Raw genomic sequence first — 21,315 nt, forward strand, 5'->3', positions numbered from 1 at the left:
CGACAAAATAGTATGGCTAATAAATTAATAGTATCATTATCGCCCCACGTCCATAGCGGTGACAGCGTACAGAAGAATATGTATGGTGTGCTCATCGCTCTGATACCTGCGTTGCTGGTGTCATTCTATATGTTCGGACTGGGCGCCGTGGTGGTAACCCTGACCTCGGTTGCTGCCTGTGTATTCTTCGAATGGGCGATTACCAAGTTTATTTTGAAGAGAGAACGCTCTACCATCTGTGATGGTTCGGCTATCATAACCGGCGTGTTGCTGGCATTCAATCTGCCTTCCAACTTGCCTCTTTGGATTATTATTATCGGTGCATTGGTGGCTATCGGTGTGGGTAAGATGACTTTCGGCGGATTGGGATGCAATCCTTTCAATCCTGCGTTGGTAGGTCGTATCTTCCTGCTGATTTCTTTCCCCGTGCAGATGACTTCATGGCCTAATGTTCAGCAATGGGCCAGTTATACAGATGCCGAAACCGGTGCTACTCCGTTGGCATTGATGAAGATGGCTGTAAAAGGTGATGTGAATGCGTTGGGACAGTTGCCCGATACATTAAGCCTGTTCCTGGGTAATAATCCGGGTTCATTGGGTGAGGTGAGTGCTTTGGCTTTGTTGCTCGGCTTGGGTTATATGTTGTGGAAGAAGATTATTTCCTGGCATATTCCTGTTTCTATTCTGGTGACTGTATTTGTATGTGCGGGACTGATGCATCTGGTTGATCCGGTTGCTTATGCATCTCCATTGGTTCACCTGTTTACAGGTGGTTTGATGTTGGGTGCTATTTTTATGGCAACTGACTATGTTACTTCGCCTATGACTCATAAAGGTATGATTATTTACGGTGTGGCTATTGGTTTCCTGACCGTGGTTATCCGTTTGTTCGGTGCGTATCCCGAAGGTATGTCTTTCGCTATATTCATCATGAACGCATTCACTCCGTTGATCAATACTTATTGTAAACCTAAAAGATTCGGGGAGGTAGTGAAGAAATGAAAAAGCTAGAATCATCTTTGAAGAACATGGTTATCGTGCTGACAGGCGTAACCGTGGTGGCCGGAGCATTATTAGGCTATGTAAATGAGTTGACGAAAGAACCTATTGCACAGGCTAATGCCAAGGCTTTGAGTGATGCCATCGCTATCGTTGTTCCTTCGGAATTCGATAATAATCCTGCTGAAGCTCCTGAAACAATCGAACTGGAAGGTGCTACCTATAAGATATATAAAGCAACCAAAGGCGGGGAATTTATCGGTGCGGCTGTAGAATCTTCAGCAAATGGCTTTGGCGGCGCGCTGAATGTATTGGTAGGCTTCGATAAGGAGGGTAATATTATTGATTACTCTTTGTTGAGCCATGCCGAGACTCCGGGATTAGGATCAAAAGCAGCCGACTGGTTTAAGAAAGGCGGCAAAGGCGATATTACCGGAATGAATCCGGGCGCAAAAGCATTGACAGTAAGTAAGGATGGCGGGCAGATAGATGCCATCACCGCTTCTACTATCACTTCTCGTGCTTTCTTGAAAGCTGTGAATAATGCTTATGCAGCATATAGCGGTCAGAATGTAGACGGAGCTAGTGGCGCAACTCAGCAGGTGTCTGAGGCTGTTGCCGAAAGTGCTGCCGCTTGTGATGCTCAATGCAAGGGAGACGGAGCCTGTAAACAGGCTTGTGATTCCACTGCATGTAAAGCGGCTTGCGGTGATAAATGTGATTCTGCCAAGTGTGACAAGGCAAATTGCAAGAAAGCTAACTGTGACAAAGAGACTTGCAAGAATGCGAACTGTGACAAAGCTAACTGCAAGAAAGCTAACTGTGACAAGGCAGACTGTAAAAAAGCAGAATGCCCCAAGCAAGATTGTAAAAACAAAAAATAAGGAAGGAGCAGACTATGAATAATTTTAAAGTATTGATGAACGGGATTGTAAAAGAGAATCCTACGTTTGTACTCCTTTTGGGTATGTGTCCTACATTGGGAACCACTTCCTCGGCCATTAACGGTATGGGTATGGGACTGGCAACCATGTTTGTGTTGATTTGTTCGAATGTGGTAATCTCATCTATCAAGAATCTGATTCCTGATATGGTGCGTATTCCTGCGTTCATTGTGGTTATTGCATCATTCGTGACTTTGTTGCAGATGATTATGCAAGCATACGTGCCGGCGCTTTATGCTACATTGGGCTTGTTTATTCCGCTGATTGTAGTAAACTGTATCTTGCTGGGACGTGCCGAAGCCTTTGCTGCAAAGAATGGTCCTGTACCTTCATTCTTCGACGGACTGGGTATGGGACTCGGATTTACTCTTGCATTGACTATCCTCGGTGGCGTACGTGAGTTCCTTGGCACAGGTAAGCTGTTTGATATCGCTATTATGCCTGAGCAATACGGAATGTTGATTTTCGTTCTCGCACCGGGAGCCTTCATTGCATTAGGTTACCTTATTGCGATTGTGAATAAACTGAAGAAAGCATAACCCGTAAAAAGTAAGAATATGGAATATATATTGATATTTATCACCGCTATATTTGTGAACAACATTGTGTTGTCACAATTCTTGGGTATCTGCCCGTTCCTCGGTGTATCCAAAAAAGTTGAGACAGCTACGGGTATGGGTGCAGCCGTTGCATTCGTGCTTACCATTGCTACTATTGTCACCTACCTTATCCAAAAGTTCGTGCTCGATGCTTTCGGGCTGGAATATTTGCAGACCATTGCCTTTATCCTTGTCATTGCGGCATTGGTACAGATGGTGGAAATCATTTTGAAGAAAGTTTCTCCCGCCCTTTATCAGGCATTGGGAGTATTCCTTCCGCTGATTACCACGAACTGCTGTATTCTGGGTGTGGCTATCCTGGTCATCCAGAAAGACTTTGATTTGTTGACCGGTGTGGTTTACGCCTTCTCGACAGCTCTTGGTTTTGCTTTGGCTATGGTGCTGTTTGCCGGTATCCGCGAACAGTTGAGTCTGGTGAATATTCCGAAAGGAATGCAGGGAATGGCTATCGCGCTGGTTACTGCCGGTCTGTTGGCCATGGCGTTCATGGGATTCTCTGGTGTAGACAAAGGTTTGGGAGTGTTGTTTGGTATAGAATAATCTAATTCATCGTCCAAATAGACCGATTCAGAAGTCCGGAGCACTGCTTCGGACTTTTTTGTACAAAGAATTTCGTCTTTCGTACTGTTTAATTCAATTATTATGCTTATTTTTGCAATAGAATTAATAGAGAGACCAAATGGCTATGACATTGATTGTACTTGCGGCCACTATGGGGAATAAGTATGGCGGATTAAAACAGCTGGAGGGAATTGGACCCAATGGCGAGACGATATTAGATTTTTCCGTATATGATGCCGTAAGAGTGGGATTTGATAAAATAGTATTTGTCATAAGCAGACATTTTGAACAAGAGTTCAAGAAACTGGTTTCAGGCAAATACGAGCACGTGGTGGATGTGGAATATGTTTATCAGGATGTAGAAACCATTCCCGAAGAGAAACGTAATCCGAAGCGAACAGCACTCTATGGTTCGGTAAGAGCTGTATTGATGGGCGAAAAGTTAATAGATGCCCCGTTTGGAGTGATTAATGCGGTTAATTTCTATCAGCGTGAGAGTTTTGAATTATTGTATAATAATTTAGTGGCATTGAAAGATGCCGGTTACCATAGTTTCAATGTTTGCTATAGATTGAAAAACGTTTTAGCGGAGAGTGGGGGAGTAACCCGGGGAATTTGTGAAGTGGATGAAAACGGATATTTGATTTCTGTGACAGACCGTACAGGAGTAGAACGTATCAGTGGTAATCCTATGTATCCTAACGAGGTGCATAAATGGGTGGCGCTGGATGATAATAGCTTGGTTTCGATGAATATGTGGGGTTTTAGACCGGATATATTTAATGAGATGCAAGCTGCATTCGATAAGTTTATTGATGAAAACGGAATGGATTTGAAAGCTCATTATTCCATACCTGCTTTTATGAATGAACGGATAAGAGAAGGAGTCAGAGTGAAAGTGATTGAAACGCCTGCCCGATGGATGGGGTTGGTTTCGCACGATGATAAGATTCAGGTGGTTCTTCGTATCAATGACATGATTCGTAAGGGCATCTATCCTTCCAAGTTGTTTTGAACCTATTAAAAAAACGACAGAATAATAAGTCTTATGAAAAAGAGAATTTTAGTAACAGGAGGAACCGGATATATTGGTTCTCATACCGTAGTTGAACTGCAACAAAGCGGTTACGACGTAGTGATTGTAGATAATCTCTCAAACTCTAACGCCGATGTAGTTGACAATATTGAAAAAGTAACAGGTATCCGTCCGGCATTTGAGAAGTTGGACTGTCTGGATTATGAAGGTATGGACAAACTGTTTACTAAATATGCCGGTATCGAAGGTATCATTCACTTTGCAGCCAGCAAGGCAGTCGGTGAATCTTGCCAAAAACCGTTGTTGTACTACCGTAACAACTTGGTTTCATTGATTAACTTATTGGAGTTGATGCCTAAGCATAATGTAAAAGGTATTATCTTCTCTTCATCATGTACAGTATATGGTCAGCCTGATGTGTTGCCTGTAACCGAAGCTGCTCCTATCAAGAAAGCGGAATCACCATACGGTAATACAAAACAAATCAATGAAGAAATTATCCGCGATACGGTAGCATCAGGTTCTCCTGTTCACGCTATCATGTTGCGTTATTTCAACCCGATTGGCGCACATCCGTCTGCATTGATTGGTGAGTTGCCTAATGGTGTACCTCAAAACTTGTTGCCGTATGTCACTCAGACTGCAATGGGCATCCGGGAACAATTGAGTGTATTTGGCGATGATTATGACACTCCTGACGGTTCTTGCATCCGTGACTACATCTATGTAGTGGATTTGGCTAAGGCTCACGTAATTGCTATGGATCGTATCCTGAATGACAAACAGAAAGAAAGTGTGGAAGTATTCAATATCGGTACAGGCCGTGGTTTGTCTGTATTGGAATTGCTGAATAAATTTGAAGCTGCTACAGGCGTGAAGGTGAACTATAAGATTGTAGGCCGTCGTCAGGGAGATATCGTTAAGGTATGGGCTGATCCGACTTTCGCTAACGAAGAGTTGGGATGGCAGGCAAAGGCTACTATCGAAGAAACACTGAAATCTGCATGGAATTGGCAGGTTAAGTTAAGAGAAAGAGGAATTCAATAAAGAATTAAGATATTTTTAGAAAGACCGATGAACAAAGGACGCTAGTGTGGCGTTTTTATAGTGCAAATAACCTGAAACCCCTCTTGGATATGTGAATACCTGACCGGCGGTAAGTTATGTTACTCAAACATAGAGCAGGCTAAAAAATTGCATAGTAGTTTTGTCGTGTTTTATTTTGTGTTTGTGTTGTGGCTGTTCCTCGACGTGAGTCGGGGGACAGTTTTTTTTATGTTTGGTAGTTCTATATTTGACTCCATAAAAATCAGGCGTCCATTCTCCGTTCTTTGTGTTGTTTCAAAGAATGCCTTCACGAAAGAATGATGCAAAACGTGCGAGGTTACACATACGCAGGTGTCGGACTACACATACGATGCCATAAGTTGTATAGCCTTATGAAACTTTTAGAGTCTCTTTATGTTAACCAAGTTCTCAAACTGAATAAAAAAACTCTTCAAACAGCCGGTTCATGCTGTTTAAAGAGTTTCTCGGATAAATGGGAAGAACGGTCTATTGCTCTTATTCCAATTCACGCTGTCTGCAGAAGCATTGACAGAACTTGTTTTCTACATTCTTTATAGGTTCTTTGAATATACCATATACGCATGAACCAGAGCCACTCATAGAAGCGTATATGGCTCCCAAATCATATAATTCATCTTTAATGGCAGCTATCTCGGGGAATTTTAAGAATACACTGTCTTCAAAATCATTTCTCATGTTGTCTTTCCATGTCTCTATCGGCTGCTTGATTACTTCTTTTAAGGAAACAGCAGGACGCTGTGGCTTTATGGCAGCGAAAGCATCGCGGGTAGAAACAAAAATATCCGGCTTAACCAATACGATGTGATATCCTTTCAAAGACAAATCAACCGGTTCGAAGATATTGCCGATACCCGTTGCAAATACCGGTTTGTTTTGAATGAAAAATGCACAGTCGGCACCGAGGCGTGCTGCGTATTCTTCCATTTTCTCACGACTGATGTTCAGGGCAAACTTTTCATTTAATAGTTTAATCATGTGTGCCGCATCTGACGAGCCGCCACCCAATCCTGCTCCTGCAGGAATATGCTTGTACATGTGAATTTCGATGGCATCCATTTGTGGAAAATCCTGTTTCAGCAACTTATAAGCCTTGACTACCAGATTATCTTCCGGTTCGCCGTCTAAGGTTGTACCGCTTACATGAAGATTGTACTCTTTATCACTGCTTGTAGAACGTGTGACTTCCAGCGCATCTTGAAGGTTGATAGGATAAAAAATTGTTTCTAGGTTGTGGTAACCATCCGGGCGTTTTTCTATAATATTCAGACCCAGATTGATTTTGGCATTCGGAAATGTTATCATATTCTTTTATTTAGATTAATTTCTAGTGTGTCTTTATTATGGCTTCTGAGCACGTGACACGGCTCAAATATAAGGTAAACTTTTCATTTAACCATATAAAAAACCATTTTGTGTATGGATTGTTCATATTTTATAGAAAAAAGCCTTCGTATTTCTTTTGTTATTTTTGCTCCCGGCTGGATGTTCAACTCGTCAAAAAGTTCTATCTTTGCCCTACTTTAAACGAATGGAAATGGCAGAAGTAAGAAAAACGACACGTACTCCTAAAACTGTAAAGGCAAAACCCGTTGATGAATATGGGCATTTGCAGCCACAGGCGCCCGAATTGGAAGAGGCAGTATTAGGAGCGTTAATGATAGAAAAAGACGCATATTCACTGGTGAGTGAGATTCTTCGCCCCGAATCTTTTTACGAACATCGTCATCAGTTGATATATCAGGCTATCACAGCTTTGGCATTACGCCAACAGCCGGTGGATATTCTGACCGTTGCCGAACAGTTGCGTAGCACCGGTGATTTGGATGAGGTGGGAGGCCCTTTTTATATCACTCAGTTGAGTGGTAAGGTAGCATCGTCCGCCCATATTGAATATCATGCACGAATTATAGCCCAAAAGTTTTTGGCGCGCGAACTGATTTCTTTTACCAGTAATATTCAGACAAAAGCCTTCGATGAGACACAGGATGTGGATGACTTGATGCAAGAGGCTGAAGGGAAGCTGTTCGAAATCTCGCAGCAGAATATGAAGAAGGATTATACGCAAATCAATCCGGTTATTCAGGAGGCGTATGAGATGCTTCAGAAAGCGGCGGCGCGTACAGATGGTTTGAGTGGTTTGGAAAGTGGTTTCCATGCGTTGGACAAAATGACTTCGGGCTGGCAGAACTCCGACCTTGTTATTATTGCTGCTCGTCCGGCCATGGGTAAAACTGCGTTTGTGCTTTCAATGGCTAAGAATATGGCAGTCAATGCAAAGATTCCGGTAGCTTTGTTTTCGCTTGAAATGGCGAATGTACAGTTGGTAAATCGTTTGATTGTCAATGTGTGTGAGATACCGGGTGAGAAAATTAAGAGTGGGCAGTTGGCTCCATACGAATGGGGCCAGTTAGACTATAAGATTAAGGAGTTGTATGACGCTCCTTTGTTTGTCGACGATACTCCTTCTCTTTCGGTTTTCGAATTGAGAACAAAGGCAAGGCGTTTGGTACGTGAACATGGAGTGAAAATAATTATCATTGACTACTTGCAGTTGATGAATGCGAGTGGTATGTCGTTTGGCAGCCGTCAGGAAGAGGTTAGTACCATTTCGCGTTCATTAAAAGGATTGGCAAAGGAGTTGAACATTCCGATTATTGCTCTGAGTCAGTTGAACCGTGGTGTGGAAAGCCGTGAAGGTATTGACGGAAAGCGTCCTCAGTTGAGTGACCTGCGCGAATCCGGAGCCATCGAGCAAGATGCCGACATGGTGTGCTTCATCCATCGTCCCGAATATTACAAGATATTTCAGGATGAAAAAGGAAACGACCTGCATGGTATGGCGGAAATCATTATTGCCAAGCATCGTAATGGTGCTGTAGGTGATGTATTGTTGCGCTTCCGCGGTGAATTCGCCCGTTTCCAGAATCCGGATGATGAGATGATTATACCGTTGCCGGGAGAAGAACCGGGTATTATCCGCTCCAAAATGAATGGCAAGGGCGGGGGCAGTATTCCTCCTCCTCCGGCAGATGCGGCTCCGGCAGAGAATAATCCTTTTGGTGCGCCGATTCCCGAAGGGCCTTTGCCTTTCTGACATTTTTCATAAAAACAAAGCTTATCCCAAAAAAAACTATTAAATTTGCAGGTCATTTTGAAATACATAAAATATATCATATATGAATATCTCTTATAATTGGCTGAAAGAATACGTCAACTTCGATTTGACCCCTGAGGAAGTGGCAGCAGCGCTGACTTCTATCGGTCTGGAAACAGGAGGCGTAGAAGAAGTCCAAACAATTAAAGGTGGTCTGGAAGGTATTGTTATCGGCGAAGTGCTGACTTGCGAACCTCATCCCAACTCTGACCACATGCATGTGACTACGGTTAACTTGGGACAGGGAGAACCTGTGCAGATTGTTTGCGGCGCTCCTAATGTAGCTGCCGGACAAAAAGTAGTGGTTGCCACTCTGGGTACTAAACTATATGACGGTGAAGAATGCTTTACCATCAAAAAATCAAAACTTCGCGGTGTTGAGTCCATCGGTATGATTTGTGCCGAAGATGAGATTGGCATCGGAACCAGTCATGACGGTATCATTGTTTTGCCGGCAGATGCTGTGCCCGGAACTCCTGCCAAAGATTATTATAACATCAAGAGCGATTATGTGCTTGAAGTGGACATTACTCCGAATCGGGCAGATGCTTGCTCTCACTATGGTGTGGCCCGTGACTTGTATGCTTATTTGATTCAGAACGGCAAACAGGCTACGTTGAGCCGTCCTTCAGTGGAAGGCTTTAAGGTGGACAACCATGATATGGATATTGCCATCGAAGTGGAAAACACCGAAGCATGCCCTCGTTATGCCGGAGTTTCCATTAAGGGAGTTACTGTAAAAGAAAGCCCCGAATGGCTACAAAACAAACTGCGTTTGATAGGTCTTCGTCCAATCAATAATATTGTGGATATCACCAACTACATTCTTCACGCTTATGGTCAACCGTTGCATTGCTTTGATGCCGATAAAATTAAAGGTGGTAAGATTGTTGTAAAGACCGTTGCCGAAGGCACTAAGTTTATCACTTTGGATGAAGTGGAACGTACCTTGTCTGATAGAGATTTGATGATATGTAATACTGAAGAACCGATGTGTATTGCCGGTGTATTTGGTGGCTTGGATTCAGGTACTACGGAACAAACCGTGGATGTGTTCCTCGAAAGTGCATATTTCAATCCTACTTGGGTGCGTAAAACAGCACGCCGTCACGGATTAAGTACCGATTCTTCTTTCCGTTTCGAGCGTGGTATTGATCCTAACGGAACTATCTATGCGTTGAAAGAAGCTGCTCTGCTGGTGAAAGAGCTGGCAGGCGGAACCATCGCTTCTGAAATTAAAGACAATTATCCTCATCCGGTTGCTGATTTCATGGTAGAGCTAAACTATGAGAAGGCTCATTCACTGATTGGAAAAGTCATTCCGGTGGAGACGATAAAGAGTATCGTTACCAGTCTTGAGATGAAGATTGTAGACGAGACTCCCGAAGGACTGACTTTACAAGTTCCTGCTTATCGTGTAGACGTTCAGCGTGACTGTGATGTGGTAGAAGACATTCTTCGTATCTATGGATATAATAATGTGGAAATTCCCACAACATTAAAGTCAAGCCTGACTACGAAGGGGGAAGTAGATAAATCCCAACAGCTTCAGAGCTTGATATCCGAACAGCTGATTGGTTGCGGATTCAATGAAATCCTGAATAACTCACTGACTGCTGCCGGATATTATGAAGGTTTGGAAACTTATAAGTCCGAAAACCTTGTCAATTTGATGAACCCGTTAAGCAATGACCTGAACGTAATGCGTCAGACTCTGTTGTTCGGCGGTTTGGAAAGCATCCAGCACAATGCCAACCGTAAGAATGCCGATTTGAAGTTCTTTGAGTTCGGCAACTGCTATTTCTTTAATGCAGAAAAGAAGAACCCCGAAAAGGTTTTGGCTGCATACAAAGAAGAATATCATTTGGGATTATGGGTGACAGGTAAGCGCGTGAGCAACTCATGGGCACATCCCGATGAAAACACCAGCGTTTATGAACTGAAAGCATACGTGATGAATATATTCACTCGTTTGGGCTTGAACTTCGGTAACGTGGTATTCGGTAATTTGAGTAATGATATCTATTCTGTAGCTGTCAGCGTACACACGCGCGGCGGTAAGTTGCTGGCTACGTTTGGTATTGTCAGCAAGAAGATTCAAAAAACATTCGATATTGACAATGAGGTATATTATGCCGAAATCAATTGGAATGAGCTGATGAAAGCTATCAAGACTTCGAAGGTCAACTTTAAGGAACTTTCTAAGTTCCCGGCTGTAAGACGTGACTTGGCGCTGTTGCTTGACAAGAACATACAATTTGCCGAAATCGAAAAGATAGCTTACGAGACAGAAAAGAAACTGCTGAAAGAAGTAGAACTGTTTGATGTATACGAAGGCAAGAATTTGGAACCGGGTAAGAAGAGCTATGCTGTCAGCTTCTTGTTGCAGGATGAAAATGCAACACTGAACGACAAGCAAATCGACAAGATTATGTCTAAGCTGATTGCCAATCTGGAAAACAAATTGAATGCGAAACTAAGATAAGGATATAATGACTCCTAAAAGAAATATGCATTGATTGCCCTTTTCATTATTTTGCTGATAAGTGCTGTGGGTCTTTGGATTTATAGGTATTCGGCAGACGGATGGGATAGGGGGCTGATTTCGCCTTCCTTAAATATATTAGGCTTGGGAGTCTTATGTTCAGCGAAGAAAAGTAAATAATAAAATAACCATTTATAAAAATATAATCCAATGGGAAGAGCATTTGAATATAGAAAAGCTACAAAGCTGAAAAGATGGGGCCACATGGCCAAGACATTTACAAGACTGGGTAAACAAATCGCTATTGCTGTAAAGGCAGGCGGACCGGAACCGGAAAATAACCCCACTTTGCGTGGTGTTATCGCTACTTGTAAGCGCGAAAACATGCCGAAGGATAACATCGAGCGTGCTATTAAAAATGCAATGGGTAAGGATACCAGCGACTACAAAGGTATGACTTACGAAGGATACGGCCCTCACGGGGTGGCAGTATTCGTTGATACTTTGACCGATAATACCACTCGTACCGTGGCAGACGTTCGTTCTGTATTCAATAAATTCGGCGGTAATTTGGGAACTACCGGGTCATTGGCTTTCTTGTTCGATCATAAATGTGTCTTTACTTTCAAGCAGAAAGAAGGTCTTGACATGGAAGAACTGATTCTTGATTTGATTGATTACGGTGTAGAAGATGAATTCGATATTGATGAAGAAGAAGGAACAATCACTATCTATGGTGACCCGAAGAGCTATGCCGCTATTCAGAAGCACTTGGAAGAATGTGGTTTCGAGGAAGTAGGTGGTGACTTTACTTATATTCCTAACGACCTGAAGGATGTAACTCCCGAACAGCGCGAAACAATTGATAAGATGGTAGACCGTCTGGAAGAGTTTGATGATGTTCAGACCGTTTATACAAACATGAAACCAGCTGAAGAAGAGTAAAATGAAGATTACTTATAAGACGCAGGGTACTTGCAGTAGCCACATTGAGGTGGAAGTAGAGAACGGCGTCATTCAACAGGTCTTCTTTTGGGGCGGATGTAATGGAAATCTGCAAGGGATTAGTCGGCTGATAAAAGGAATGAAAGTTGAAGATGTGCTCGATAAATTGGAAGGAGTGAAGTGTGGAAATCGTTCCACTTCCTGTCCTGACCAACTATGCAAGGCATTGCGTGAGATGAAATAAAAGAAGAAAGAGGTTACCCATTGCTGAGTGACCTCTTTTTTCTTTTCAGATAAACGCTTTTATCTGTAAGTGTACTGACTTTCACAAGCAAATACTAACTATTAATCTTAAATCTATTACTATGAAAAACACAAATATATAACGCGCCATTCATTCATTTAGTTCACCCTCCCACTGAAATAAATTCGTTAAAATTAAATAAAGACATCTCTATATCCTGCCACCGGATGTTGCCTCCTCCGGTTTTCAACCTCTGCATACGTTTTAAATTCCCCAAGTCGTTTCATTAGCCAGACTAAGCGTTTTTGTCCTTTCGATTATGCCTGTCTATCAGTCGAATTACTACAGTCTCCGGCAGTGGACCGTACAGTCTCCGGTAATGGACTGTACAGTCTGCAGCAGTGGACTGTACGGTCTGCTACCGGAGACTGTAATAATCTTCCGTTTAAAAAGCCTTGACTGACCCTATGAAACGGCTTACTCTTCCCTTTGTTGTGATATGATATGTGAAACTCCCCCGGAATAAAGGCTGACCCAAGAAAAAAATGTGCTCCCTAACCATTCTCTAATGGAGGGAGCACTTACAACACAAAAACTAAACTAGACTTAACTAAACTATTCTATTAAGAAGTTTCACAACTTCCCTTGTCTATGTTGCAAATATACGTTATTTATTTGTTTTTAGCAAAAAGATATCGACGAATTTGATTTATTATCCTATTAATAATAAGATTTTTTATACAGAATGACTATTCAAATAAGTTTGTATCTCTTGCTTGTAACTGTCAGAAATGGGAATGTATTCCTTGCCGAAAACAATGCGTCCCCGGTCAATTATCTTTATTTTGCTCTTTTGCACTATAAATGAGCGATGTATGCGTATAAAACGGCTTGATGGAAGTTTTTCTTCCATGGCTTTCATGCTGATAAGCGACAAGATGGCTTTCGGTTCGTTTTCCAGATGTATTTTTATATAATCTTTCAGGCCTTCGATGTATAGAATCTTGTCGAGAGCTATCTGTACCAGTTTATAATCGCTTTTAACATAAATATATTCGTGGCTTGCTTCTTCCTCCGGTGCGTTGCCGGCTTTTTGTTTCAGTTCAAACCATTGCACCGCTTTGTTTACCGACTGCAGAAAGTCGGCATAACTTATTGGTTTTAGCAGGTAGTCAAGCGCATTGACTTTGTAGCTGTCTAATGCGTATTGCCCGAAAGCGGTGGTGAAGATAATACGTGTCTCAGAGCTTACCATGTGCGAAAATTCCAATCCATTCAGTTCCGGCATCTGTATGTCGAGAAAAAGTATGTGGACTTCTTCGTGTGCGGGAATCTCATTCATGGCTTGCACGGCACTGGAGTATTTGCCTACCAGCCGTAGGAAAGCAGTCTTTTCCACATAGCTTTGTAATAACTCCAAAGCCAAAGGCTCGTCATCTACTATTGCACAATTCAGTATCATAGTTTCTTGGTTTGAATGGTTAATATAGAAGAATAGACCTGACCGTTGGCACTGATGCCTTTTTCCCATTCATAATGTCGGGGATAAATCAGCTCCAGTCGTTTGCTCACCTGCTCCAGTCCGATGCCGCTGCCGCTTTTGTCCTGCTCGGTCTTGGGATGGTTGCTGTTCAGTATCTCGCAACGCACTGTGCCATCGGCATTTCCGGTGATGGCGATGCTGATAAAGCTGTGGGCAGTGGGACTGATGCCATGTTTAAAGGCATTTTCTATCAAAGAAATAAAGAGCAGAGGAGCAATGAGCAACGAGTTGCCTGAATCTGTTGCCAGATGCAGGCTTACTTTCACTTGTGGAGATAGGCGGATGCGCATTAGTGCCACGTAATTGCGGATGAAGTCAAGTTCTTTCTCTAACGGAACAAAGGTTTGCTGATTGTCGTAAAGCACGTGTCGGAGCAATTTGCTCAGCTCTTGAACTGCTTCTTGCGCCTTGTCACTGTTGAATGCTATCAGGGCATAGATATTGTTCAGCGTGTTGAGCAGGAAATGCGGGTTCAATTGGTTCTTTAGATTCTTCAGTTCCGCTTCCGTTTTCTGTCGTTCGGCTTCCAGAAGCATCTCTTGTGCTTGCCTCCATCGCAGACTGGTGCGGATGGCAGCTCCCAGTCCGGCAACGAATATCATTGATACGACATCGCGTATGTAGAATATCCAGCGTGGAGGCATGCGGCGTACAAATTCCTCGGGTGGAGGAGTGCTGAATTTCTCCAGCAACAGGTGGAGTAGCAATGAAGAGAGAAGAATCAGGATAGTATTGCCGATAATATATTTTCGTATCTCATCATTGAAGAGATAACGCGGCACCAACCATAAGTAGTTGATATAGAATATCAGGAAATAGCAGAGGGGGACACAACTGTGGCGTAGGAACTGATGCCAGTTCATGCCGCTTCCTCTGTCTACAAAAACAAGTGGGAAGCCGAATATCAGCAGCCAACTGACAATATGTATGGTCAGTTCCAGCGGACGACGTTGAGATAATATTTGTTTCATAATAGGCAAAGATAAAAAAGTTCAGGGTTAAAATAGGATTCTGAAGGTATTAAATTTATCTTATCGTACCGATAAATTTCTCGTTCCTTGTCTGTGGAGAAGTATCTCACAGGCATGAAACGAGAAGAATGGCCGGTGCCAAACCTTTTTATTCATAACGTATGGCATCAATCGGGTCGAGGTCTGCCGCTTTCTTGGCCGGATACCATCCGAAGAAAACTCCCGTAACCGTACAGACGGCGAAGGAAAGCAGGACACTCCAAGGTTGGATGAACACGGGCCAATGCGCTATTGCCTTAATCATAAAGCTGGCACCGCAACCGATAATCACGCCTATCAAACCGCCGGTGATACTGATAAGAATGGCTTCGATGAGGAACTGTGAAAGGATATCGACGCCACGTGCCCCGACTGACATCCGCAGGCCGATTTCGCGTGTACGTTCGGTAACGGAAACATACATGATATTCATAATTCCGATGCCCCCGACTACGAGCGAGATGCCGGCAATGCAAGCCAGCAAGGTAGTCATCAGGTCGGTGGTGGTATTCAGCATACTGCTTAGCTCTTGCTGGGTGCGAATGGTGAAATCGTCATCATCGGTGGCTTTCAACTTATGTTCCCGACGCAGGATGGAGGTGATTTCTTCCACAGCCTCTTCAGTCATGTCTTCTGTCAGGGCAGAGGCAAAAATGCCACCCAGATAGGTCTGTGCGAGTAATCGCTTCATGACGGTACTGTAAGGAGCAAGCACCACATCATCCTGGTCTTGCCCCATGGAGTTGTAGCCTTTTGATTTCAGTACACCCACTACACGCATGGGAATTTGGTTGCAGCGGATGACTTTTCCGATGGGGTCGGAACCGTCGGGGAACAGATTGTCGACAATGGTCTTGCCGATGACACAGACTTTGGCTGCGGTGCGGATATCGTTTTCGGTAAACATTTCGCCTTGTTCCACACTGAGCTGGCGGATGTTGAGGTAATCAATGCTGACTCCACTGACGGAAGAAGGGTAGTTGTTCGAGCCTGCCACCAGTTGTCCGGAGGAAGATACATTGGGGCTAATGCCCGAAAGGTAAGTGCACTCTTCACTGAGTTTCTCATAATTATCCAGTTTCAATGTCTGCATGGCCGAAGGGTCTTGGCGAACCCCGCCGCGCATCTCGGCTCCCGGATGAATCATAATCATGTTCGAACCCATCTCCGAGATTTGTTGCTGGATACTTTTCTTTGAGCCTTGGCCGATGGCAAGCATGGCGATAACGGATGCCACACCGATGATGATTCCCAGCATGGTGAGGAAGGCACGCAGCTTGTTGTTGGCTAGAGCCCGAAGAGCTATTTTGAATAGGTTTGTTCCGTTCATAATTGGGTATTGTTTAATTTATTTCTTGTTGCTGATGAAGATTAGTCTTCATCATTTTTGGGCAGGGCAGCCAGTGCTTCGGAGGCAGACAGGATATGGGTATTGACAGTGTCTTCTATCACATGACCGTCGCGCAGGCGGATGTTTCGGCTGCTGTATTGTGCCAGTTCGGGGTTGTGGGTAACGAAGATAATGGTACGTCCTTCGGCATGCAACTTTTGGAAGAGTACAAGGATTTCGAAGGAAGTGCGGGTGTCAAGGTTACCGGTAGCTTCGTCGGCAAGGATTACTGCCGGATTGTTGACCAAAGCGCGGGCAATGGCGACGCGTTGCATCTGTCCTCCCGACATTTGGTTGGACTTGTGTTCCAGGCGGTCGCCCAGACCGACAGACATCAGTGAGTCAACCGCTCTTTTTCGTCTTTCGGCTGCCGAGACAGAAGAGTTGTACATCAGCGGGAGTTCCACATTTTCCACTGCTGTGGTTTTGGGCAGCAGGTTGTAGTTCTGGAATACGAAACCGATTTTGCGGTTGCGCAGTATGGCACGCTGTGGCTTGCTCATGGTGCGGACAGATACGCCGTCCAGCAGGTATTCTCCGCTGGTGGGAGTATCAAGGCAACCCAATGTATTCAGCAGGGTGGATTTACCCGAACCTGAGGTGCCCATGATGGTGACAAACTCTCCTTCGTAGATGGTGAAGGAGATGCTGCGCAAAGCGTGTACGGTTTCTTCACCCACTTGAAAGTTTCGTTTGATATTTTGAAGTTCGATAATCTTTTTCATCTGTTTTTGGAATAAATAGGTTCTGACTGCGCAAGTTTATTTATTGTTTTTTTTCTTGCTTCCCGGAGGGCCGGGCATAAACGGACTTCTTTCTCCACCTTCGGCCGATTCCTCCATTTGGGGAGTATTGCTGTTGACTACCGTTTCGGTAACGACAGGCATATTTTCGGTGATGCCGCTTAGAACCTCGGTCTGTGTACCGTTTGATATGCCGATTTTAACCGGATGTGCGGTGAACGTATTGCCTTCCAGTGTCCACACTTTGTGCTCTCCTTGGCAGTCGTTGATTTTATATCCTTTGGCTATGTCTTTATTCGGTGTGAACCGCAGTGCTTTGCTAGGTACAGTCAATACATTGTTTTTGTTTAATGTATAGATAGTGGCATTGGCTGTGAGGCGGGGTTTCAGTTTTAAGTCGGGATTGTCGGCAGTAATGACTACTTCGTATGTGACAACTGTGGTACTGCTGGTAGTGGAACTGCTGCTACTGCTGTTCGTACTTCCCAAACGTATCTGTCTTACATAACCTTCGAATACATCGTCGGGATAGGCATCGACAGTGAAGGTGACGCGGGCGCTGTCTTCCACTCCGGCGATATCGGCCTCATCCACGTCTGCCACTACCTGCATTTTGGTCAGGTCAGCAGCAATGGTAAAGAGAGTCGGGGTTTCGAAACCGGAAGCGACAGTCTGTCCTTCTTCCACATCACGGCTGGTTACCACTCCGTCAATGGGGGAGGTGATGGTCGCATACGAGAGGTTGCGCTCGGCTTTGGCAAGGGCGGCTTTGCTGGCATCGAATGAGCTTTTGGCACGTTCGTAGTTATATACATACTGTTCGTAATCGGTATCACTGATGAGCTGTTTGTCGTGCAATTTCTTGTTGCGTTCATACAGTTTTTTTTGATAGTCGTATTCCGCTTTGCTGCCATCGTAGGTAGCCCGGGCAGATTGAAGTTCGCTTTGGAGTGTGATTTTATCCATTTCGGCTATCAGTTCGCCTTTGGTTACTACGGAATTATAGTCTACATAAATCTTGTCGATGATGCCGGATACTTGAGTACCGACTTCGACTTCCGTCACAGGTTCGATTGTTCCTGTAGCTGTGATTGAGTTGCTGATATTACCTTTCTTCACCTTTTCTGTTGCAAAGCCTACTGTACTTTTTGCTTCAGAGCCTCCGAGCATCCACAAAGCGCTGACTGCAACCATTACAACTGCGGCACTGAGGAGGATAGTTTTTTTCTTTTCCATATTATATTTATGTATGACGTTTATATTTTCGGTATTATAACTTTATTTCTTGTCCTGCATAGAAGTTCAGCAACGTGCGGTCCAGGATAGCCATATATTTGGCTTGAATGCGTTGTTGCTGTGCACTGAGCAGGTTGTTTTTTTCGGTCAGGAGTTCCACCGTATTCTTCATGCCCAGATTGAATTGTTCGCTTACCATATCAAAACTGGTCCGACTGCTTTTCAGTTTGCTTTCGGCAGCATCATATTGCTGCCGGGCATTTGTGGCATCCAGCCAAAGGCTTTCTATATTTTTGTATAGCTCCTTTTGTTTATTAATCAAATCGAGCTGACTGCTGCTGTATTGCAGACGTGCTTTCTGAACAGCACTTTTGTTTTGGCGGTTATCGAAGATAGGGATGCTGAGATTAATTCCTATCATGTTGTTCCAACCATATTTCATCTGTTTCCCCCAAGCGTTTTCGCTGGCACTGTTGGTGGTACTGCCTGTAGAGGCACTTAAACTGATGGTGGGGTAGTAGCCGGCTTTGGCAACGGAAATGTCCAACTTTGAACTTTCGATATTAAGTTTGCTGCTTTGTATTTCGGGACGTGAAGCCAATGCCTGCTGATATACATCTGTCTGGCTGGGCAAGGGCTGTAGCACGTGTTCGTCTGCCAATTCGGGGAGAACAAGATTCATTTCCTCCGTTCCGTCCAGCTCGAGCAGTTGTTTGAGTTGCAATTTATAATCCCGAAGTGAACTTTGGGCTGTGACCAATTGGTATTGGTCATTACTAACCTGAGCTTCCAACTGTGCAAGGTCGGCTTTGGAGATACTTCCTTCGTTGAAGAGTTCCACGCCACGTTCGTAAGTGGCGCGGCTCACTTGCAAGGTATTCTCATTAATTTTCACCGATTCGTCGGCATATAGAATTTGGATAAACACTTGTGCAATCTGTTCTTGCAATGAGTTTTCTGTTTCGGCTACGGTGAGTCCCGCTATTTCGCGGTTCATTTTTCTTTGCTTGATTGTATTCATACGTTTGTTCCCATTCCAAACCGTCCATTGGGCATTCAGTCCGTAGTTGCCGCTATAAGTGGTTTTGTTGTTACTGCTGATGATTTCAGTACCGCTGACGGTGCTGCTGTTTTCCTGATACGGACGGTTTGTAACATTGTGTCCGGTGCTGAACGATAGGCTGGGGAAGAGGGCTGCTTTCGCAGTCTTTACATCCACATCACTTTCTTCCAATGAGATTTTGTCCTGCTGTAACTGGATATTCTTCTCCAAGGCATATTCAATGCAGTCGTTCAAAGTCCATTTCTTTGCTTCCTGGGCGGTTAATGAAGAGGCCGCTAATAAGCTAATTGCTAAATATACTACTCGTTGTCTCATCCTTTTTGGGGTTTAATTTGTTATTGCAAATGTAGGGAGCATTGCTTTTATCGGCAATAAATATAGATTATCGGCATATTTCTATGGACAAAAACTTGCTTTTTACCGATAAAGTGTTTTCCTTTGTAATAATTACAAGTTTAAGATAAGTTTCTATGAGTAATACTTTGTTAGCCCGTATATGGACGTTCTATCGGGACGGTTTCCGTGAAATGACCCTTGGCCGGACGCTTTGGGCCATTATCCTTATCAAACTGTTTATTATGTTTTTTATTTTGAAGCTTTTTTTCTTTCCTTCTTTTTTAAAGGAGAAGACCCCTCAGGAGAAGCAGCAATATGTGGGGGAAGAGTTGATTAAACGTGCAAATCCATAAACATTTTAATATCAAAACGGTATGTTTGAAAACATTGACACTTCGCTAATTGACTGGTCGCGGGCGCAATTTGCACTGACGGCCATGTATCACTGGCTTTTTGTTCCTCTAACATTGGGACTGGCTATGATTATGGGGCTCATGGAGACTTTTTATGTAGCCACAGGTAAGGAATTCTGGAAACGCACGGCAAAGTTCTGGATGAAACTTTTCGGTATTAACTTCGCTGTAGGTATTGCAACAGGGTTAATCCTCGAGTTTGAGTTCGGTACGAACTGGAGTAATTACTCATGGTTTGTGGGTGATATCTTTGGTGCTCCGTTGGCAATTGAAGGTATTTTGGCTTTCTTTATGGAAGCGACGTTTATTGCCGTCATGTTTTTCGGCTGGAACAAGGTAAGTAAACGCTTTCACTTGGCATCTACATGGCTGACAGGTATCGGTGCAACGCTTTCCGCATGGTGGATTTTGGTAGCCAACGCTTGGATGCAGTATCCGGTGGGTATGGCATTCAATCCTGAGACGGTGCGTAATGAGATGGTGGACTTTGCGGCGGTGGCACTCTCACCAATGGCAGTGGCTAAGTTTTTCCATACCGTACTGAGTGGCTGGGTACTCGGTGCTGTGTTTGTGGTGGGTATCAGTTGTTGGTATCTGCTTCGCAAGCGCGAGACTGAATTTGCAAAAGCAAGCATTAAGGTAGCTGCCGCTTTTGGTTTGGTAGCTTCGTTGATAGTAGCATGGACCGGAGATATCTCCGGTGTGCAGGTGGCGAAAGTGCAGCCAATGAAAATGGCAGCGGCCGAAGGACTTCGAGATGGCGGCAACGGAGTGCCGTTTACTGTGATAGGAGATATTAAGATTCCAAAAATGCTTTCTATTCTGGCTACTCATGACATAGATGGGTATGTGCCGGGCATCAACAATTTACTGGAAGGCGGTTATCAAACTCCGGAGGGAACCATCGCTCTTTCTGCACAAGAGAAGATAGAGCGTGGTCAGAAGGCGATTGCTGCCTTGGACGCTTTCCGTAAAGCCCAGAAAGAAGGTAATAAAGAGGCTGCAAGTGTAGCGCGCCGAACATTGGACGAGAATGTGGCTTATTTCGGCTATGGATATATCAAAGATCCTACTCATTTAGTTCCTCCTGTCGGGCTGACTTTCTGGTCGTTCCGCATCATGGTAGGGCTGGGAGGATATTTCATCTTATTCTTTATTGTAGTACTTGTCCTGTCGCAGAAAGACAAGTTGAAAGATGCAAGGTGGTTGCAGAAACTTGCACTTTGGACTATTCCGTTGGGATACATTGCCGGACAAGCTGGTTGGGTGGTAGCCGAGGTCGGTCGTCAGCCGTGGGCTATTCAGGATATGTTGCCGGTGGGAGCCGCTATATCCAAGTTGCAGACGAGCTCCGTACAGATAACTTTCTTTATCTTCCTGATTCTGTTTACCGTTATGCTGATTGCCGAAATCAATATTATGGTTAAGGCCATAAAGAAAGGGCCGGAGGCAATAAAGGGTGAATAACCTTGTTCGCTGTAATTCCATCATTTATCATTTAAAT

19 protein-coding genes are annotated in these 21,315 nt (G+C 44.0%); 12 read left to right on the forward strand and 7 right to left on the reverse strand.

Translation table 11 applies throughout. From position 1 onward, the window contains the following. Positions 1–12: 12 nt before the first annotated feature. From QYT14_RS01460 to galE, 6 genes are all read left to right on the forward strand, one after another. Positions 13–1,002, forward strand: a complete 990-nt coding sequence (locus tag QYT14_RS01460) for an RnfABCDGE type electron transport complex subunit D (RefSeq protein WP_237038001.1) — start codon at positions 13–15, stop codon at positions 1,000–1,002. After that, on the forward strand, positions 999–1,883 hold the full coding sequence (locus tag QYT14_RS01465; protein ID WP_288324145.1) for an RnfABCDGE type electron transport complex subunit G: 885 nt from the start codon (positions 999–1,001) through the stop codon (positions 1,881–1,883). The genes QYT14_RS01460 and QYT14_RS01465 overlap by 4 nt, the downstream gene beginning before the upstream one ends. A gap of 14 nt (positions 1,884–1,897) precedes the next feature. Next, positions 1,898–2,482 (forward strand): electron transport complex subunit E, encoded by a 585-nt coding sequence (locus QYT14_RS01470; RefSeq protein WP_005841504.1) that lies wholly within the window; start codon positions 1,898–1,900, stop codon positions 2,480–2,482. An 18-nt stretch (positions 2,483–2,500) separates the two neighbouring features. Continuing rightward, positions 2,501–3,103: an electron transport complex subunit RsxA gene (rsxA, locus tag QYT14_RS01475; protein ID WP_005841506.1), complete on the forward strand. Its 603-nt coding sequence runs from the start codon at positions 2,501–2,503 to the stop codon at positions 3,101–3,103. 139 nt (positions 3,104–3,242) lie between these two features. Continuing rightward, complete coding sequence (locus QYT14_RS01480; RefSeq protein ID WP_237037999.1) at positions 3,243–4,139, forward strand: hypothetical protein; 897 nt, start codon at positions 3,243–3,245, stop codon at positions 4,137–4,139. A 33-nt stretch (positions 4,140–4,172) separates the two neighbouring features. After that, entirely contained in the window at positions 4,173–5,207 is a 1,035-nt protein-coding gene (gene galE / locus QYT14_RS01485) for a UDP-glucose 4-epimerase GalE (protein WP_237037998.1), read from the forward strand. 516 nt (positions 5,208–5,723) lie between these two features. Here galE and ispE read toward each other — a convergent pair. After that, positions 5,724–6,551, reverse strand: a complete 828-nt coding sequence (ispE, locus tag QYT14_RS01490) for a 4-(cytidine 5'-diphospho)-2-C-methyl-D-erythritol kinase (protein WP_288324146.1) — start codon at positions 6,549–6,551, stop codon at positions 5,724–5,726. Positions 6,552–6,783: 232 nt separating this feature from the next. Between ispE and dnaB the strand changes: the two genes are divergently transcribed. The 4 genes from dnaB (at position 6,784) to QYT14_RS01510 (ending at position 12,077) form a co-directional block, all read left to right on the forward strand. Beyond that, positions 6,784–8,343, forward strand: coding sequence for a replicative DNA helicase (gene dnaB, locus QYT14_RS01495; protein ID WP_237037996.1), 1,560 nt, complete (start codon positions 6,784–6,786; stop codon positions 8,341–8,343). Positions 8,344–8,425: 82 nt separating this feature from the next. Beyond that, positions 8,426–10,888 (forward strand): phenylalanine--tRNA ligase subunit beta, encoded by a 2,463-nt coding sequence (gene pheT, locus QYT14_RS01500; RefSeq protein WP_288324147.1) that lies wholly within the window; start codon positions 8,426–8,428, stop codon positions 10,886–10,888. Between the two features lie 210 nt (positions 10,889–11,098). Then, positions 11,099–11,833, forward strand: coding sequence for a YebC/PmpR family DNA-binding transcriptional regulator (locus QYT14_RS01505; RefSeq protein ID WP_288324148.1), 735 nt, complete (start codon positions 11,099–11,101; stop codon positions 11,831–11,833). A gap of 1 nt (position 11,834) precedes the next feature. Beyond that, complete coding sequence (locus tag QYT14_RS01510; RefSeq protein ID WP_237037993.1) at positions 11,835–12,077, forward strand: TIGR03905 family TSCPD domain-containing protein; 243 nt, start codon at positions 11,835–11,837, stop codon at positions 12,075–12,077. A 736-nt stretch (positions 12,078–12,813) separates the two neighbouring features. Here QYT14_RS01510 and QYT14_RS01515 read toward each other — a convergent pair. The 6 genes from QYT14_RS01515 to QYT14_RS01540 form a co-directional block, all read right to left on the reverse strand. Continuing rightward, complete coding sequence (locus QYT14_RS01515; RefSeq protein ID WP_237037992.1) at positions 12,814–13,539, reverse strand: LytTR family DNA-binding domain-containing protein; 726 nt, start codon at positions 13,537–13,539, stop codon at positions 12,814–12,816. Further along, positions 13,536–14,591 (reverse strand): histidine kinase, encoded by a 1,056-nt coding sequence (locus QYT14_RS01520; RefSeq protein WP_237037991.1) that lies wholly within the window; start codon positions 14,589–14,591, stop codon positions 13,536–13,538. The genes QYT14_RS01515 and QYT14_RS01520 overlap by 4 nt, the downstream gene beginning before the upstream one ends. A 148-nt stretch (positions 14,592–14,739) precedes the next feature. Continuing rightward, positions 14,740–15,960: an ABC transporter permease gene (locus QYT14_RS01525; RefSeq protein ID WP_237037990.1), complete on the reverse strand. Its 1,221-nt coding sequence runs from the start codon at positions 15,958–15,960 to the stop codon at positions 14,740–14,742. A 41-nt stretch (positions 15,961–16,001) separates the two neighbouring features. Next, on the reverse strand, positions 16,002–16,745 hold the full coding sequence (locus QYT14_RS01530; RefSeq protein WP_288324149.1) for an ABC transporter ATP-binding protein: 744 nt from the start codon (positions 16,743–16,745) through the stop codon (positions 16,002–16,004). A 36-nt stretch (positions 16,746–16,781) separates the two neighbouring features. Then, positions 16,782–17,999 (reverse strand): efflux RND transporter periplasmic adaptor subunit, encoded by a 1,218-nt coding sequence (locus tag QYT14_RS01535; RefSeq protein ID WP_288324150.1) that lies wholly within the window; start codon positions 17,997–17,999, stop codon positions 16,782–16,784. A 34-nt stretch (positions 18,000–18,033) separates the two neighbouring features. Further along, entirely contained in the window at positions 18,034–19,377 is a 1,344-nt protein-coding gene (locus tag QYT14_RS01540; protein WP_288324151.1) for a TolC family protein, read from the reverse strand. A gap of 155 nt (positions 19,378–19,532) precedes the next feature. On the opposite strand from QYT14_RS01540, the gene QYT14_RS01545 reads away from it, so the two are divergent. Together QYT14_RS01545 and QYT14_RS01550 are read left to right on the forward strand one after the other, a co-directional pair. After that, complete coding sequence (locus QYT14_RS01545; RefSeq protein ID WP_237037986.1) at positions 19,533–19,751, forward strand: DUF4492 domain-containing protein; 219 nt, start codon at positions 19,533–19,535, stop codon at positions 19,749–19,751. Between the two features lie 21 nt (positions 19,752–19,772). Beyond that, on the forward strand, positions 19,773–21,278 hold the full coding sequence (locus QYT14_RS01550; RefSeq protein ID WP_237037985.1) for a cytochrome ubiquinol oxidase subunit I: 1,506 nt from the start codon (positions 19,773–19,775) through the stop codon (positions 21,276–21,278). The last annotated feature ends 37 nt before the right edge of the window (positions 21,279–21,315 follow it).

Source organism: uncultured Phocaeicola sp., assembly GCF_948499155.1.
Classification (GTDB): Bacteria; Bacteroidota; Bacteroidia; order Bacteroidales; family Bacteroidaceae; genus Phocaeicola; species Phocaeicola faecalis.